This window comes from bacterium (assembly GCA_040756715.1).
In the GTDB taxonomy this organism is placed as follows: Bacteria; UBA9089; UBA9088; order UBA9088; family UBA9088; genus JBFLYE01.
Map to the genome: position 1 here is coordinate 1 of JBFLYE010000030.1, position 17,213 is coordinate 17,213.

The following is a 17,213-nucleotide window of genomic DNA, read 5'->3' on the forward strand; positions in this document are numbered from 1 at the left end:
ATTATTAGAAGGGCTTATGGTTATAGGGATAAGGAGTATATGAAACTAAAAATTATTCAAGGTTGTTCCTCTATCGGTGTCTTTAAACCCTATCCCTATCCTCATGCACCATAATTCACGATGAGCCATAAAACCCAAATACAAAAGGAAGGAAGATAATAGGTTTCTTGATCAATTCCTGTTTGGTAAGTTATAGAAAAGATAAAGTTGGTGAGGAAAAGGCATAGAAAAAATAGAGATAGTTTAAGGCTTTTTTTAAAAAGAAAAATAATTCCAATAAGGGCTAAAGGGATTAAATAAATAGAAAATTGATCTTTTAAAAAAGAAAACCAATTGAAAAAATTGTTAAGAATGTTTTGATTCGACAAAAGATAGGCATACTGTTTGCCTCCTACATAGTAAATAAATCTTTCTAAAGAGGTTGGATTAGCCCAATCAAGAACGGGATGAGTTAATGAGCGGATGGGAAGATAAAGATAGGGAAGCAATCCTAAAGAAAAGAAAATAAGCATTAGGGCTATTTTTTTGAAAGAAAGAGGTTTTCTTTTAAAAATAAGCCAGTAAACAACAGCAGGAAATATAAGAACAGAGGTAAGATGATTAGTTAATGAGAGAGCAAAGAGAAAAGAGGAAAGAAGGATACGGCTTTCAAGAAGAGCAAGGATAATTGCAGAGAGAAGGAAAATATGGAGGGTATAAACCTCAGCAATAAGCCCTTGAGACCAAAAAACGGGAGAAAAAGCAAAGAGAAGTGAAGCACTTATTCCAGAAATAACAGAGTTTATATTATCCTTCTCTTTAAGACTAAAGGTAATCCTTTTTGTTATAAAATACATCAACATACAACACAGGGAGGCAAAAAGAGAGGAAAGAAGATTTATCCGAAAGGCGATATTGGCTATGGGTAAATAAGTAATAAGATGGGATAAAAGAATATATGTAGGATAGCCTGTGGGATGTGGAAGCCCTAATGTATAGCCTGATGATATAAAATCTCCTGAATCTCCAAAGGTAATTGTGGAAGCAACTGTTTTTAGGTAAACCCCGAAAGAAACAAAGAAAACAAGAAGACCGAATAAATAATCTATTGTTTTAAAAGGAATTAACCGCTCATCTTTGCTTTTCATAAACCCCATTATATATCGCCTTAATCAAAAAGGCAAGCTTAAATTAAGGAAGGATTAAATCTATCTTTGCTTCCAATTGTTGTCCAAGTTCCGAGACATTGCCACTTACATAGGTCTTAAGCCCAGGCTATTTACAAGCCAAAACCCTTCTTCATAACTATTTTATTACCGAAAGGACCCTTTTTGCATATTCATTGGAGGGATCAAGCAAGAGGGCTTTTTTGAATGCCCCTTTTGCCCTTTTTAAATCCCCTGCCTTGTAATATGCAGAACCCAAGTCATTTAGCCAGGAGACATTATCTGGAGAGAAATTGACCGCCTTCTGGCATTCTTTGGCAGAGTTTTTATAATCCTCCTTTTTGAAATAAACAAGGGCAAGGTAGTGATAAATTTCTGCTTGATCATTTTTTGTCTTAAGGGATTCTTTTAATGCCCAGATTGCCCTATCTAGCTGATTGTCCCTAAAGTATGCCTCACCTAGGTTATTTAAGGTAAGAACCCTTCCTCTTACACCCTCTTTTTGATACTTCAATGCCTCAGTGTATGTCTTTATTGCATCCTTTATCCTTCCCCTTTCAGAGTAAAATACACCAAGGTTTGTCCAGGTTTCAGGAGAATTTGGGTTTTGTTTAACACCCCTTTTTAAAGATTCCTCTCCCTTCTTTAACCCATCCTTATCTCCAAGTTGATAAAGCTTCTGATATGCAATTGCTAATGTATCATAGTATGATGTATTGTTTGGGTCATACCTTGCTGCATCTTCAATCCTTAAGATTATTTTTTTAATTATTTCTTTATCCTCTGTTTTTTCTATCTTATTTTTATATTGTGGAATAAGAAACCTGAAATATGTCTCCTCGTAGGGAAGAAGAGATAATGCCTTTTCATATAGAGATATTGAGCCATGTAAATCGCCTGCTGCCTCATAATTTCTTGCTTGGGCAAATACCTTATCTGCCTCAATCTGGATATTTGAAACCTTCCAGAGGAAAAGAAGAAGAAAAACAAAGGGAATAAATAGAATTATCCTGATACCTGATAGCTTGAAGCTCGTAGCTGATAGCTTTTCCTTCTCCCTATTTATCCCAAATAACACGCCCATTCCAGACCAGAATAAAAATGTATATGTAATAAGGTCAAAGTTAAAGAGGTTCTGAATAAGATAGCCAATGGATGATGAAAGAACAGCAATCGTAAGGATGTTTTTCCTGTTTTTTACCCCAAAGATAAAGAGGCTAATCCATAGCGATGTATAGGACAAAATCCCAAGCCAGCCTGTGGTTGCTGCTATTTCCAAGATTATATTATGTGCCTTATCAAGCACACCACCTTCAATTGTCCAATAATCTGGCAAGAGATACAAAGGTATAGTAAACTTCAGGCTATCGGGACCAACCCCAAGGGGATGATGAAGGATAAGGTTAAGGGTTGACTTCCAGATATAGATTCTAACAAGGGCAGAGCCGGTAAGCTCTACTCCCTTCTTGACCTTAAATGTTCCCTTAATTCTCCCAATAGGAGATGTCTCTTTAAAGAAAAAGAGTGGAATGATGGAGATAACCAAGAGGATAAGGATATAGAGATACCTTTTTTTAAAAAGGTTTTTTCCAAGCAGGACAAGGAATAAAACCCCTTCTCCCAAAAGACCGAGCCAGGCACCACGGGTTCTAATGATAATAATAGTGACAATAAAGAATAGAAAGGATAAGAAAAAGAAAGAGGCTTGAAGGAATTTTCCCATATTAAATAGAATTTTTATTATTGCTTTTCTCTTCTTTTTTATTTTATCATCCCAGCTTAAAAGAAATAATGAAAAGCTTAAAGGGCAAAGCAAGACAAGGTATGCAGAGAGAAAATTTTTATTCCCAAAAGTGGATGATTCACCCATTTCAACCAGCCAGTTTGGGTCTTTATCAAAGTGTTGAAGAAAGCCGTATCCCCCTGAGAGCAATCCAGAGAGAACACAAGATGTAAAGAATATCCTTGCTTGATAGCCTTTTTTGATAAAGAAAAAGGCAAGATAGAATAAAATAATGTAATTCAATAATGATGTCAAGCCTTCATACCTTGAATAGCAACCAAAAAGGCTTACAAAGGGATTTAGAGATTGGGTTGTAGCAATGGACGAACAAATTGCAAAGGCAATAATGGGAAGAAAAATGGCTGGTTTTTCTATTCTCTTTTTAAGGATTAGTGTGCGAAAGAAAAAAAGGCCAAGAAGAATAATGGTAAGATGCCTCATTAAGACAACCTTGGGAAGGACATAGATGTTGTTTATGGAATAATCGTAGTAAAGGGGAATAGCAAAGGCGGTGAATGAGAGGACAAAGATAGCTATATGGTCGATAAGCCAACAGGAAATTCTATAATATGGAAGATGCTTTAGTATGCGTTTAAATGTTTTAAAATCCATTTTTCTTTATCATAAGAAGGATTATACCCCAATTTTAAGATTATGTCTATTATCAACATTTTCTTTTTTTGGCATCTTTGGTATAATATAGGGATAAATAAAGAAAATTCATTGTAAATTCGAAATTGTAATGTCCCCATCGACTAGCGGTTAGGTCACGGGCCTTTCAAGCCCGTAGCACGGGTTCAAATCCCGTTGGGGACAGGAAAAATTGAAAGGCCAATTAAAAAAAGGGATTTGAAGCTTAAGCGAACGCACCCTGTGGGTGATGAAGTGAGCGAGGCCTTAGAACAAGAGATTTTGTTAGACTCTGAAGGAGCGAAGCGACTGAAGAGACTTAAAAAATCCGAAGTTCAAATCCCGTTGGGGACAAAGAAAATTCAAAATGCAAAAGTCAAAAATTGAGGTATAAAATTTATTAAAATGCAAAAATGAAATTATTCAAGGCAGAGGTTAAGTTCTGCAAAGAGATTGCACCTTCCTATTTCAAAATAGCTATTTTGGCAGATGTAGAAGCAAGCCCGGGTCAATTCTTTCATATCAGATGTGCAAACGACAATACCTTTAGATTGAGAAGGCCATTTAGCCTCCACAGAAAACTAGAAAACGGATTTGAAATCCTTTTTGAAAAAAAGGGGGAAGGAACAGAATTTTTAAGCCATCTTAAAAAGGGCGATATTTTAGATATACTAGGCCCTTGTGGAAATGGGTTTAAGATTATGGAGGAAGATGCCCTTATTGTAGGAGGAGGGATTGGGATTGCCCCCCTTTTTGAGCTTAGCATAAGATGTAAGAATCCCAAGGTTTTTATTGGTGCAAAGACAAAGGATTCTCTTTTATGTATGGATGATTTTAGAGAGATTGGAATTGAGCCTATGGTTTCAACTGAGGATGGAAGTTTAGGTTATCATGGCTTTATTACTAACCTTTTAGAAAACTCAATAAACTCCATAAACTCAATAACTCTATATGCCTGTGGTCCACAAGAAATGCTTGATAGTGTTGTAAGAATTGCAAAAGAAAAGGATATTTCTTGTCAAATTTCTCTGGAAACCATTCTTGCCTGCGGCGTTGGTGCCTGCCTTGCTTGTGCTTATAAAACAAAAAATGGCTATAAAAGGGTATGCAAGGATGGGCCTGTTTTTGATGTGAATGAACTATAAAATCCGCCAAGATTGTCGCTATTTTAAGGGTATCATCCCTTGTTCCTTCCATAAAGAACAAGGGATTCAATGTGATACCTGTAGACATTATTCTCCCATAAGATTTAAGATATTGGTAATTAAGCTAGATGCTCCAGGCGATGTCTTAAGGACAACAGGGATTCTACAAGGGCTAAAAGAGAAATACCCAGATTCTTATATCACCTGGATAACAAAAGATAATTCTTTGGAGCTATTTAAGAATAACCCTTATGTTGATTGTCTTTTGTCTGCATCGGCTGAAAGCTATTTGCAAATTCAATTACAAAAATACGATCTTGTCTTAAGCCTTGATGCATCTTTTTTGGGTTCCCAAATCGCCACATTGGTTGATGCAAAGGAAAAATTGGGGTTTGGATACGATAGCAAAGGCTTTGTCTATCCATTTAATGAGGAGGCAAGGGAATGGTATGAGATGGGGCTTTTTGATGATGTAAAAAGAAAAAATAAAAGGACATATCAGGAGATTATATTGAATATTTGTAGATTAAAGCCATCTTCTTATGAAATTATCTTTAAATTGGATGAAAAAGAGAAAAAATTTGCCTCTGATTTTTCCAAGAGGAATAACCTTTCTGGTTTAATTATTGGCTTAAATACAGGAGCAGGAGGAAGATGGAAGAATAAAAAATGGACAAGAGAGGGTTTTATTGGTCTTATCAAGCTTATTGAGAAAAATATAGAAAATTCAAAAATCCTCCTTTTGGGTGGACCAAAAGAAATAGAGAGAAATAGGCAGATAAAAGGGATATGCCCTAATGTTCTTGATACAGGCTGCGATAATACAATAAGGGAATTTGGGGCATTGATCTCTCTTTGTGATATTGTTGTAACAGGAGATACCCTTGCTCTTCATATAGCAATTGCCTTAGAGAAAAAAATTGTTGCCCTATTTGGTCCAACCTCGCATAACGAAATTGATTTATACAATAAGGGCAAAAAGCTACATTCAGAGATAGATTGTTTCTGTTGCTACAAAAATGATTGCAATGTCTCTTTAAATTGCATGGAGCTTATAAAGCCAGAGGATGTCTTTTATGCGATAAAATCCTTAATTTAGCCGCAAAGTAAAAGCTATAAAGAAGAATCTCTCCTTTAAGTTTTGATTTGCCAAGCACACGCTCTTTAAAAATAATCGGAATTTCCTTAATTTTATAGCCTCTTTGATGACACTTATAAAGGATTTCTGTTAAAATCCAAGGGCCTTTTGAGGAAAGATGGCATATGTCTATTTCTTCAAGGCATTTTCTTTTAAACAAACGAAATCCCGATGAGCAATCAGAAACCTTAAATTCCAAAAGGTATTTCAAGAAAAAATTTGCCATTCTGCTAATTATCCTTCTTATAAGATGCCTTTTATATTCACCACCCGCTGGAACATAGCGAGAGCCGATAACAACATCGCAATTCTCTATCGCCTTTAAAAAATCTGGGATATATTTTGGATTATGCGAAAAATCGCCATCCATCTCCATTATATAATCATATCCATTTTCTATTCCATACTTAAACCCCTCTATCCCTGCCAGACCCCTTCCCCTTTCAGAATATCGATGGATTACCTTTACTTCCTTTAAATTACAGCTTAATTCATCTACAATCTCACCTGTTTTATCAGGAGAATTATCATCCACCACCAATATCTCCAAGCCATCTATCTTTAGAGCCAATATCTCCTTAATCAGGGATTCTATATTTTCCCTTTCATTATATGTTGGAATAACCACAAGGGTTTTCATTTTTAAAATTTTATTAAGAGAAAATAGGCAAGTCAAAGGATTTTTGATTGACAATTTCTTTTGTCTTTGGTTATATTTATGTAAATTAAACTAGGAGGAAAAAAGATGTTTGAAAATGTAATTCTTTGGATTGTATTGGGAAGTGGGGTTTTGGCTCTTCTTTATGCCTTTTATTTGGCAAATACCATTTTAAAGGAAGACACGGGGACAGAGGATATGAAAAGGGTAGCAAGTGCTATCCAGGAGGGAGCAGGTGCCTATTTAAAGCGACAATTTACCACCATAGCAGGGCTTATTTTTGTCCTTACCATTGTCCTTCTCTTTACCTCGCCTCCATCTGAGGCAGGAGCCAGTGCAACACAAGGCTTTGATTGGTTTATTTCAATAGGAAGAAGCCTTGCCTTTTTGATGGGAGCAATATTTTCTGCCTCAATTGGTGGAATAGGAATGAGCCTTGCGGTAAGAGGAAATGTAAGGACAACCCAGGCTGCCCGTTCATCATTAAGAAAGGCATTAAAGATAAGCTTTAGAACAGGCTCAATTACAGGGATGATCTGCGTTGGACTTGGAATCATTGGAGCAACCATAATCTACATAATCTACAGAGAAAGGTGCTATGAGGTTCTGGTTGGCTTTGGATTTGGCGGATGCCTCCTTGCTTTATTTATGCGTGTGGGTGGAGGAATCTATACAAAGGCAGCAGATGTGGGTGCAGACCTGGTGGGAAAGGTTGAGAAGGGAATACCCGAGGATGACCCAAGGAATGCGGCAACCATAGCAGACAATGTGGGTGACAATGTGGGTGATTGTGCAGGAATGGCCGCCGATATATTTGAATCCTATGAGGTTACCTTGGTTGCTGCAATGATCTTGGGAACAATTGCTCTGCCACCATCCCAATTTGGAGCTATTGGTGTCATATTTCCGCTGATCATCAGGGCAATTGGTGTTTTAACCTCTATCCTTGGAACATACATGGTTCAGGCAAAGTCAGAGGATGAGGATGCAATGAGGCCAATTCAGAGGGCATTTACTGTCTCTGCTATTATTACAGCCCTTTTAACGCTTGTTGTCTCTTATGTTTATATGAGAGGTGACCTTCGTTTTGGATTTGCGGTTGCTGTTGGTCTTGTCCTGGCTATTTGTATCTCATATCTTACCGAGCATTTTACCTCAACCAAGCAATCTCCAGTCCAAGAAATAGCAAGGTCAACCCAGGCAGGCCCTGCCACAACCATTCTCTCTGGATTTGCGGTGGGGTTAGAATCCTCTGTCTGGTCAATATTCCTTATTGCTCTTGCGATTGTTGGTTCAATGCTTCTCTTTGGAGGAGATGTTAATTTTGCCCTATATGGCATATCTTTATGTGGTATGGGAATGCTTGCCACAACAGGGGTTATTGTATCTATGGATTCCTATGGCCCAGTTACAGACAATGCACATGGGATTGGTGAGATGACCGGGGTAGGCCATGAGGGAAAGACAGAGGAGATTACAAATAGGCTTGATGCGGTGGGAAATACAACCAAGGCTACCACAAAGGGATTTGCCATTGCAACCGCTGCAATTGCCGCTATTTCTCTATTTTCCTCATATATTGGCTCTTCAGGCCTTTTAGAAACAGGAATCAGGATAAATGTTCCCCTTGTCTTTGTTGGGTTTCTCTTTGGAGGAGGGATTCCATTTTTGTTTTCCTCATTATTAGTAAGAGCAGTGGGAAGGGCAGCAGGAAAGATGGTAGAGGAGGTGAGACGCCAATTCCATGAAATCCCTGGGATTATGGAGGGAACAAGCAGACCAGAGTATGCAAAGTGTATTGATATTGCAACCTCTGCCGCACAAAAGGAGCTTATCGGTCCTGGTCTTCTTGCTGTATTAGCTCCTGTGATCATTGGCTTTAGTTTTGGAGCAGAGGCATTGGGTGGATACCTGGTTGGCATTATTCTTTCAGGTCAATTGCTTGCTGTATTTATGGCAAATTCTGGAGGTGCCTGGGACAATGCTAAGAAATTCATAGAGGAGGGAAACTATGGTGGAAAGGGTTCTGATTGCCATAAAGCAGGCGTTATTGGTGATACCGTGGGAGACCCCTTAAAGGATACATCAGGTCCTGCCTTAAATCCATTGATAAAGGTGATGAACCTCATAGCCTTACTTATTGCAGGCTTGGTCATGAAATATGGGCTTATAAGAAAAAGCGGATTTTTCTTTAAAGGGGGAACAATAATTGCCATAGTTATTTCCTTAATCCTTGTTGCAATTGCAATATTAAATAGCAAAAGGGAGGCGTTTAAAGGGAAATAAGGAGGTATGTGTTTAGCTCTTTTATAAGATCAGGTAGAGGGTTTTAAATGAATTTTAAGACAAATAAACATATCCAATGAAAGAGCTAATTGGGGCAATAGGAAAAATAGAAAGGCAGGTTGAGGAGATAGAAAAGGGCTTAATTGAAAAAATAAAAAGAAAAGAAACCCTTGAGAAGGAAGAAACCCTTTCTTCATTTTGGGATTCTCCTAATGCAGGCAAAAAAATAAAGGAGCTGAAAGATTTAAGGGATTTCCTCTCTCCCTACCTTAAGGTTTTAAAAGAAAAAGATGAGTTAAAGGATTTGCTTTCCTTAGGAGAAGACCCTGAGATATTAGACGAGCTTAATAAGAAAAAGGATAATCTTTTAAGAGAAATTGAGGAGGTTAAGTTTTTATATGCCTTTTCTGGAAAGCACGATAAGGACAATGCGATTATCTCAATCCATCCAGGGGCAGGTGGAACAGAATCTTGCGATTGGGCAGCTATGCTCTTTAGGATGTATCTTAGGTGGGCAGAAACAAAGGGTTATAAAACAAGGATTTTAGACTTGCTTGCTGGGGATGAGACAGGGATAAGCTCGGTTGTATTTATTATAGAAGGAAGGAATGCCTATGGCTGGCTTAAAGGAGAAAAGGGAATCCATCGCTTAGTGAGAATATCGCCATTTGATGCAAATAAAAGAAGGCATACATCATTTGCCTCTGTTTTTGTTATGCCAGAGATAACAGACCCAATTGAGGTAGATATTAAGGATGAAGATTTAAAGATTGATACATTTAGGTCATCTGCACCAGGTGGACAGCATGTCCAAAAGACAGAGTCAGCCATAAGAATTACCCATATACCAACCGGTATTGTTGTTTCTTCTCAAAATGAAAGATCCCAGCATCAGAACAAGGCAAATGCCTTAAAGGTTTTATATTCAAGGCTATATGAATATTATGAAGAAAAAAGACAAGAGGATTTACAAAAAATAGGGGGAGAAAAAAAGGCCATTGGATGGGGCTCTCAGATAAGGTCATATGTTTTTTGTCCATATACCATGGTAAAAGACCATAGAACAGGGGAAGAAACAGGGAATATAAAGGGAGTTATGGATGGTGAGATTGATTGCTTTCTAAAGGCAGAACTTTTGTTAGGGATTTAGCTAATCTTAAGGAAAGCTTTTTATAAAATTATTGATTTTTTTATCCATTCTTTGTAAGATTAAAGGGTGAAAAGGGTTGACCAGGTTATAGAATATCTTATTTTAGGAATTCTTATCCTCATCCCTTTGTTTTATGATCCAAACATCTATGTTACATTTGACCTTTCAAAGGCTTTGCTTCTTCGCTTTTTAAGCCTTATTCTCCTTGCTTTTGTCTCCTTTCGGATAATTTTTTATCCCTTTGCATTCAAAAGAATCGGCCTTTATCCCCCTGTAATTGCATTTTTTATCTCAAGCATTACTTCAACCATTTTTTCTGTATCTCCTTGGCAAAGCCTTTTAGGAACATATAGAAGATTTGAGGGTCTCATTGCTATTATGAGCTATATCTTTCTATTCTTTGTGGTGACAAATTTTGTTTCTCCTTTAAGGATAAATAGATTCCTTAAAACAATTGTTATTGTTGGGACAATCGCATCTATAAAGGGAATATTTGAGGGATTAAGCGGAACCTATCCCCTTTGTTTCTTTGGAAATCAAAATTTTCTAGCCGCCTATCTTGTTTTGAGTATTCCATTTTCCTTTTTCCTTTCCTTTCAAAGCAATAGGCTATGGATTTCTACATTCATTATAATGGTCTTCTGCCTTCTATTAACAAGAACAAGGGGTGCATACCTCGCCTTTTTTATAAGTATGCCTTTGTTTTTTATCCTAACAGGAAAAGGGTTATTAAAGAGGATTGAGGTAAAGGCTATTTTAGGAATCCTCCTCTTTGCTTTTTTAATTCTTTCCTTAAACCCAGCCACATCACCTATCCAAAGGATTTTAGGGACATTTAAGGTCTCCAAGCAGGGCATAGCTTTTCAGGGAACAGCCCTTGAAAGGTTATACCTCTGGAAGGCTGGATTTAAAACAATGCTTGCCTATCCCCTGACCGGCTGTGGGATTGAAGCAATGAGGCTTGCCTATGCAAAGTTTGAGGAAGCAGAGCTTGAGGTGGTTGGTGGACACAATGTCAAGGCAGATAGGAGCCACAATGAGACGGTTGATATGGGTGTTACAAGGGGAATCCCTGGGCTTATTATCTATATCTGGCTCTGGATAACCATTATAGTTTTATCTTTAAGGATAAAAAATAGGCTTTTATCTGCATCCTTTCTTGCCTCTTTAATTGCCTATTTTGTTCAATGTCAATTCAATTTTTCAATGATCTCATACACCACAACATTCTGGATATTGCTCTCCCTTTTGTGTTTAGCCTTAAGGGAACAGGAGAAGAAAAAACTCCCTCTTGCAAAACCAAAATTTTCCCCAGGCAGAATTATTTTGTTTGTCTGTTGTCTGTTGTCTGTTGTCTGTTGTCTCATTTTAACTATCCCCATATACAAAGCTGATGTATTATTCAAAAATGCGGTGCATTATAAAGAAAGGGGACAATTTGATAATGCTATCCAATATGCAGAGGAGGCTTTAAAAAAGCATCCAAAGGAGCCATATTACTATGAGACCCTTTGCGAATCCTTATTTATGAAGGCACAATTTGCCGAAACAAAAGAAAAACAAAGGGAATGGGTAAATAGGGCATTTATAGCAGCAGACAAAGCCCTTTCTATTACACCAACCAATGGTTTCTTTTATAACCTCCTAGGAGGTCTCCATACCCTTTTATATTTCTCGGGAGATGAAAAGGAAAGGGATTTAGCGATTAAAGAATATAGGCATGCATTGGAGCTTATTCCTGTATTTATTGAGCCATACCTTAACCTCGCCATTATCTATAAAAAGGAGGGAGATATTGATAAAGCTATGTATTGCTATAAAAAAATCCTTGAGTTTAATCCCGAGCATCCCGAGGCATTGATAAGCCTTTCTGACATCTATTATCAAAAGCATGATATAAAAAATGCCTTAATTTTCTTTGAAAAAACAAGGGTTGCCTGCGAAAAGGCAATTCTTAATGATCCCACAAATAAAAAAATTCCTCCCATTTTAAAATATGCAGAGTCTATGATTTCAATTATTGGCAAAACCCCTCTTTAATGAGAGAGCAAAAACAATTGACTTTCTTTTAATCTTTTTATAAGATGTAACCTATGGAATCTATAAAAAAGGATTTGGCAAAGTGCTATCAGTGTGGGAAATGTAGTGCCGGGTGTCCGATTGCTTCCTTTATGGATTACACACCAAACAGGCTGATCAGATTTATCCAGCTTGAAAGAATAGAGCCTGTCTTAAAAAGCAAGACAATCTGGCTCTGTGCCCTTTGCAAAACCTGTAGTGTTAGATGCCCAAAGGAAATAGACTTGGCAGGGGTTATGAATAGATTAAGGCTTATCTCAGAAGAGGAAAATGTAAAGCCGGGTGAAAAAAATGTCTTTCTTTTTCATAAGCTCTTTAATCAGGAGATTAAAAAAAATGGGAGGCTCTTTGAATTAAGCCTTATTTTAAAATACAATCTTTTCTCCGCTAATCCCACAAAGGATATCTTGCTTGGTCTTCTTATGTTCAAAAAGGGAAAAATTTCCTTGTTTCCAAAGAAATGGGTAAAGAAGAGATAGAAGATCAATTAGAAATAGGCGAAGATTCTAAATGGGAGTTTAAATCAGGGATTCCCCATTATCATCTTTGTCCATGCTTTAAGGCTAAAATTGGTGCATAATGTTGGATTGGGCATTCCCACAATGTTTCGGCTAATGAAAAAGGCAGGTCTGCCTTCGCCAGAAATAAGCCTTATAGGAAGAGAATTTAGGCTTGTCTTAAGGAGATATTAAAATGGAGTGGTATGAAGGATTAAATTCTAACCAGCAATTATAGTTAATTCCATAACGCTTTACAAAATGTATGTGTTTAGATAATCTTAAGGAAAACTTTATAAAATTATGAATTTTGAATGTTGAATTTTGAATTAAAAGGGAAAAAATTTTATAAAACTTAAACCTTTTTCAATTCAAAATTCAAAATTTAGAATTCAAAATTTCTTAAAAGGTGGATGAATTTTTAAACAGATAAACACAACCCTATCTATTTTTGCACTAAGTAATGGAAGATACTATACTTTGTGCATTGTGAGGAAGCTAGATACATACCCTCTATTTTTTATCCTCAGAGATAAACTCTTTTACCGCATCTATTGCAAAATATGGAATTCCCACTACTATTGGCACAAATAAGAAACAGCTCAATACCCACAATATCCTTTTCCAGCGCTTATCTATAAGAGAAGGTGCTTTAAGTCTAATCTCATCGGCCATACGGTTTAACATAAAGAAGGAAATTATTACCCAGCCTAGATACCCTATTACGATTGTTATTACAGTAGATAACTTCATCTTTTTATAGAATACTTAGCCTGCGACCCTTAAGTCAAGGAATTTTGCAAAAGTAAGTCTAAAATTGGCTTTTTATGAAAGGTTTTTGATACAATATGTTAAACAATCCGACGCAAAGGTAGCGAAATATCGGAAGTTTTTACTTTGACTTTTTGAAATTTTATATTATACTAAAAAATAGTATAAGACAATTTTCTATAAAAAGAGCAAGAGGAATTGTATTATACAGAATTTTTTCTGTAATTTATAGTACTATACCGAAAAATTTCCGTATATTTAATGGTTAGGTGGCAAATGCTAAAATAGAGGAGGAAAAGATGGGTAAGGAAGATAAAAATTTGATTGCTTACTGTAGTCTTTACTGTGGAGACTGCTTTGGCTACAAAGGAAAGGTTGCTGATTTGTCAAGGGATCTTAGAAAAGAGTTGAGGGAGGCAAAGTTTGACAAAACAGCAGAATACTTATCTACTCTCTCATTTTTTGAGGTATTCAAAAACTACAAAGAGTGTTATGAAGTGCTGGGAGCATTAGTAAAAATGCGTTGTAAAAAAGCATGCAAAAGTGGTGGAGGTCCACCTTTCTGCAAGATGAGAAAATGTTGTCAGAAAAAAGGTATTGAAGGTTGCTGGCAATGTGAGGAATTTGAAACATGTGAAAAACTGGATTTCTTAAGGCCAAATCATGGAGATGCCCATATCAAGAATCTAAGAATAATTAAGAAAAAGGGGGTTGATGAGTTTCTTAAAGGAAAAAGGCATTGGTATACACAAAGTGCCACCTAACAACTCGCTGCAGCCGACCTTGCTTACGCTCGGCGGCTGAGCTTTATCGGTAGGCGAAATTGTGCTTAAGTTTAAGCAAAGAAATTAAGGTGTAAATATGGCGAGAAAACCTAAATTGTACTTGGACACATCAGTACCTAACGCTTACTTTGATGAGAAGAATCTATATCGTCAAGAAATAACAAGACAATTTTGGTTGAAACTGAAGGAGTATCAGATACTTATCTCCGATCTGGTAATAAGAGAGATGGAAGCTACTGGAGACAAAAAGTTAAGAGAAAATCTAATCAAGCTTGTAAAAGATTTTGACTCGCTCTCGACTAAAAGTGAAGAAATTAGAATATTGTCTGAAGAATATGTCTCAAGAGGGATTATTCCAGTAAAGCATATTGAAGACGCCATTCACATTGCAGTAGCAACTGTTAATTCAGCAGATATTTTAGCAAGTTGGAACTTTGAGCATATTGTTAAGCTCAAAACTAAGAGGGAAGTAAATGCAGTGAACATTTTACTTGGGTATGACCCAATTGAGATTGTCGAACCTGCAATGCTTTGAGGAGGTGAGTCATGTGTCTTATTTTAGCAAGTTCTATCAAGTAAACGTTCGGGAAAGTATCGCCAGAGAGTTTACAAATTCAAAGGGTGAAGTGGATGATATGATGGCTGGACTTCACGAGATTAGGGTTAAAATGGCAGAGAAAGAATATAATCTAAAAGAATTAGAAAGAAAAGTAAAAAGAGATAAAAAGTAAAGTTTCGCCTAACCCATCGCTGCACCTGACCGCCAACAGTGTAGCGGTTTTGCAAAGTTTTGTGCCCTATCAAAGTTTGGTGGTTTTCCGAAGTTTTGTGCCTATCCTGTTGGCGGCAGGTGAGCTCAGTCGTTAGGCAACGAGAAAAGGGGGAAATATGCAACAAAACACGTACACTGCAGTGATGAAGCAGGACGGAGATTGGTGGATAGGATGGATTGAAGAAGTGCCGGGAGTGAATTGCCAGGAGCGAACGAAAGAAGAACTACTGAAAAGCCTACGAGTAACTTTGAAGGAAGCACTCGATTTCAATCGTGAAGACGCTCTTCGTACTGCTGAGTCAAACTATCAAGCTACTTTTCCATTTTCCCTTACTTACACCTGAATAGTTACAATTTTTTATGCTTTAAACTCATTCTATTTTATCCTCTGCTAATCCTCTGTTAATCCGTGGCTGAATAGTTACCAATTATTCTGAAAAGTTTTGGGGGTATCCCCAAAGGGGAGATTTAATTTTTTTCCTTGCCTTAATCAAAGATTTTTGGTATTATTTTTTATATGAAAATAAAATTTTTTATTGCTCTGCTTCTGATTGGCTTTTTAGCATTTAGTGAAGAAGAAGGGATTATTTCATCTACTCAACTAGATCAAAGAGGGGTTATGGTAACCATCTACAATGTTAATCTTGGGCTTATAAAAGACCAGAGAGAAATTGAACTTCCAAGAGGAAGGGGAAGGCTGAAATTTATGGATGTAGCCTCTTTGATAATCCCTACAAGCGTTCATATAAAGTCCCTTGAAGACCCAGATAGCCTTGCTATCCTTGAACAGAACTATGAGTATGACCTCTTAAGCCCAAGCAAACTACTTGATAAATATGTTGGTTGTGAGGTAAGGCTATACCAGAAAAATCCATATACGGAGAGGGAAGAAATGACAACCGCTACACTCTTGTCTAACCAGGGAGGAATGCCAATATTTAAGATTGGTGATGCTATAACCTTTAACCACCCAGGAAGGATAATATTCCCCAAAGTCCCAGAAAACCTTATTTCCAAACCAACCCTTATATGGCTCTTTGAAAATAGCCTTTCAACCACCCAAAAGATTGAGGTATCTTATCTTACCAACGGAATAAACTGGCAATCTGATTATGTTGTAACATTAAACGATAAGGATGACAAAGCAGACCTTAAAAGCTGGGTTACCATTGATAATAAAAGCGGCGCGACCTATAAGGATGCGCATTTAAAACTTGTGGCAGGGGATGTGCATAGAATCAAAGAGCGTGGGTATGAAATAAAGATGGGACGGCTAGCAAAGGCTATGGTGGAAGAAAAGCAATTTAAAGAGGAGGCATTCTTTGAGTATCACATATATACCCTCCAAAGAAAAGCGACAATTAAAGATAATCAAACAAAACAAATAAGCCTGGTAGATGCCTTTAATATCCCGGTTAAAAAAGAATTTCTCTTTCAAGGGGCAGAGAATTATTATTACAGCTTGTGTAGGGAGCCAATGTCAAACCAGAAGATTGGAGTGTTTATAGAGATAGAGAACAAAAAGGAGAATAATCTGGGCATTTCACTTCCCCAAGGAACGGTTAGGGTCTATAAAGAAGATAGGGAGGAAAACCTCCAGTTTATCGGAGAGGATTCAATAGACCATACCCCAAAGGATGAGAAAATAAGAATAAAACTAGGGGATGCCTTTGATATAGTAGGAACAAGGAAGCAGATGGATTGGAAAAAAATAGCTTATGATACATACGAGGCATCTTTTGAAATATCAATTAGAAACCATAAGGAAGAGGATGTGGTAGTAAGGGTTATTGAGCCAATTCCAGGGGAATGGGAGATGCTTAGCTCATCCTTAAAATATACAAAGACAGAAGCACACACCGCAGAGTTTAATCTCCCTGTGCCAAAGGACAAGGAGGTAAAGCTTATCTATCGGGTAAGAATGAGGTTTTGAGGTATACGAGGCACTCTGGAGGCTTTTAAAATGAAATACTCATATTTTCCCGGATGCTCCTTAAAGGAAACCGCAAGGGATTATGATAGCTCCACTAAGCTTGTGGCAGAAAGATTGGGGATTGTGCTTAATGAGCTAGATTCCTGGGTCTGCTGTGGGGCAAATTCTATTCCCGATTCCTCCTTTGCCCTTAAAAACATAAATATTGCCCTTGAGCAGGGAAACCCAGAACTTATCTGTGTCTGTGCCGCTTGTTTTAATAGACTAGCATTGGCAAACAAGGAGAAAAAGATAAAAGTAAGGCATTTCCTTGATATTTTAATAAATGATATTGGAATTTCAAAGATAAAGGAGGGGATAAAAAAAGAGATAAACCTTTCCTGTGCCTGCTATTATGGATGTCTGCTTACCAGACCAAAAGAAATAGCGTTTGATGATGTT

At 37.2% G+C, this 17,213-nt stretch carries 15 protein-coding genes and 1 tRNA gene; 12 read left to right on the forward strand and 4 right to left on the reverse strand.

Translation table 11 applies throughout. From position 1 onward, the window contains the following. Positions 1-101: 101 nt before the first annotated feature. Both AB1397_00935 and AB1397_00940 read right to left on the reverse strand, forming a co-directional pair. The gene (locus tag AB1397_00935) at positions 102-1,127 is read right to left on the reverse strand and encodes a DUF2723 domain-containing protein (GenBank protein MEW6481569.1); all 1,026 of its coding nucleotides are present in this window, start codon (positions 1,125-1,127) and stop codon (positions 102-104) included. A gap of 157 nt (positions 1,128-1,284) precedes the next feature. Beyond that, a complete protein-coding gene (locus AB1397_00940) occupies positions 1,285-3,540 on the reverse strand; it encodes a tetratricopeptide repeat protein (GenBank protein ID MEW6481570.1) in 2,256 nt (751 codons plus the stop codon). Between the two features lie 132 nt (positions 3,541-3,672). On the opposite strand from AB1397_00940, the gene AB1397_00945 reads away from it, so the two are divergent. The 3 genes from AB1397_00945 (at position 3,673) to AB1397_00955 (ending at position 5,802) form a co-directional block, all read left to right on the forward strand. Continuing rightward, positions 3,673-3,744, forward strand: a tRNA-Glu gene (locus AB1397_00945). A gap of 227 nt (positions 3,745-3,971) precedes the next feature. Then, complete coding sequence (locus tag AB1397_00950; GenBank protein ID MEW6481571.1) at positions 3,972-4,703, forward strand: dihydroorotate dehydrogenase electron transfer subunit; 732 nt, start codon at positions 3,972-3,974, stop codon at positions 4,701-4,703. After that, positions 4,693-5,802 (forward strand): glycosyltransferase family 9 protein, encoded by a 1,110-nt coding sequence (locus AB1397_00955; GenBank protein MEW6481572.1) that lies wholly within the window; start codon positions 4,693-4,695, stop codon positions 5,800-5,802. Before AB1397_00950 ends, AB1397_00955 begins: the two co-directional genes overlap by 11 nt. Here AB1397_00955 and AB1397_00960 read toward each other — a convergent pair. Then, the gene (locus AB1397_00960) at positions 5,756-6,481 is read right to left on the reverse strand and encodes a polyprenol monophosphomannose synthase (protein MEW6481573.1); all 726 of its coding nucleotides are present in this window, start codon (positions 6,479-6,481) and stop codon (positions 5,756-5,758) included. The genes AB1397_00955 and AB1397_00960 overlap by 47 nt on opposite strands. Before the next feature lie 105 nt (positions 6,482-6,586). Here AB1397_00960 and AB1397_00965 point away from each other — a divergent pair, with 105 nt between their 5' ends. From AB1397_00965 to AB1397_00980, 4 genes are all read left to right on the forward strand, one after another. After that, the gene (locus AB1397_00965) at positions 6,587-8,785 is read left to right on the forward strand and encodes a sodium-translocating pyrophosphatase (protein ID MEW6481574.1); all 2,199 of its coding nucleotides are present in this window, start codon (positions 6,587-6,589) and stop codon (positions 8,783-8,785) included. A gap of 76 nt (positions 8,786-8,861) precedes the next feature. Further along, complete coding sequence (gene prfB, locus AB1397_00970; GenBank protein MEW6481575.1) at positions 8,862-9,935, forward strand: peptide chain release factor 2; 1,074 nt, start codon at positions 8,862-8,864, stop codon at positions 9,933-9,935. 66 nt (positions 9,936-10,001) lie between these two features. Beyond that, positions 10,002-11,975, forward strand: a complete 1,974-nt coding sequence (locus AB1397_00975) for an O-antigen ligase family protein (protein MEW6481576.1) — start codon at positions 10,002-10,004, stop codon at positions 11,973-11,975. 53 nt (positions 11,976-12,028) lie between these two features. Beyond that, positions 12,029-12,493, forward strand: a complete 465-nt coding sequence (locus tag AB1397_00980; GenBank protein MEW6481577.1) for a 4Fe-4S dicluster domain-containing protein — start codon at positions 12,029-12,031, stop codon at positions 12,491-12,493. A 531-nt stretch (positions 12,494-13,024) separates the two neighbouring features. Here AB1397_00980 and AB1397_00985 read toward each other — a convergent pair. Continuing rightward, positions 13,025-13,264, reverse strand: a complete 240-nt coding sequence (locus tag AB1397_00985) for a hypothetical protein (GenBank protein MEW6481578.1) — start codon at positions 13,262-13,264, stop codon at positions 13,025-13,027. Between the two features lie 317 nt (positions 13,265-13,581). Here AB1397_00985 and AB1397_00990 point away from each other — a divergent pair, with 317 nt between their 5' ends. From AB1397_00990 to AB1397_01010, 5 genes are all read left to right on the forward strand, one after another. Continuing rightward, the gene (locus AB1397_00990) at positions 13,582-14,046 is read left to right on the forward strand and encodes a DUF3795 domain-containing protein (protein ID MEW6481579.1); all 465 of its coding nucleotides are present in this window, start codon (positions 13,582-13,584) and stop codon (positions 14,044-14,046) included. 97 nt (positions 14,047-14,143) lie between these two features. After that, a complete protein-coding gene (locus AB1397_00995; GenBank protein MEW6481580.1) occupies positions 14,144-14,602 on the forward strand; it encodes a PIN domain nuclease in 459 nt (152 codons plus the stop codon). Between the two features lie 353 nt (positions 14,603-14,955). Continuing rightward, positions 14,956-15,183: a type II toxin-antitoxin system HicB family antitoxin gene (locus AB1397_01000; protein MEW6481581.1), complete on the forward strand. Its 228-nt coding sequence runs from the start codon at positions 14,956-14,958 to the stop codon at positions 15,181-15,183. A 173-nt stretch (positions 15,184-15,356) separates the two neighbouring features. Next, entirely contained in the window at positions 15,357-16,772 is a 1,416-nt protein-coding gene (locus AB1397_01005) for a DUF4139 domain-containing protein (protein ID MEW6481582.1), read from the forward strand. 30 nt (positions 16,773-16,802) lie between these two features. Continuing rightward, positions 16,803-17,213: heterodisulfide reductase-related iron-sulfur binding cluster (locus tag AB1397_01010; GenBank protein ID MEW6481583.1), on the forward strand; the 411-nt coding region annotated here is incomplete at its 3' end.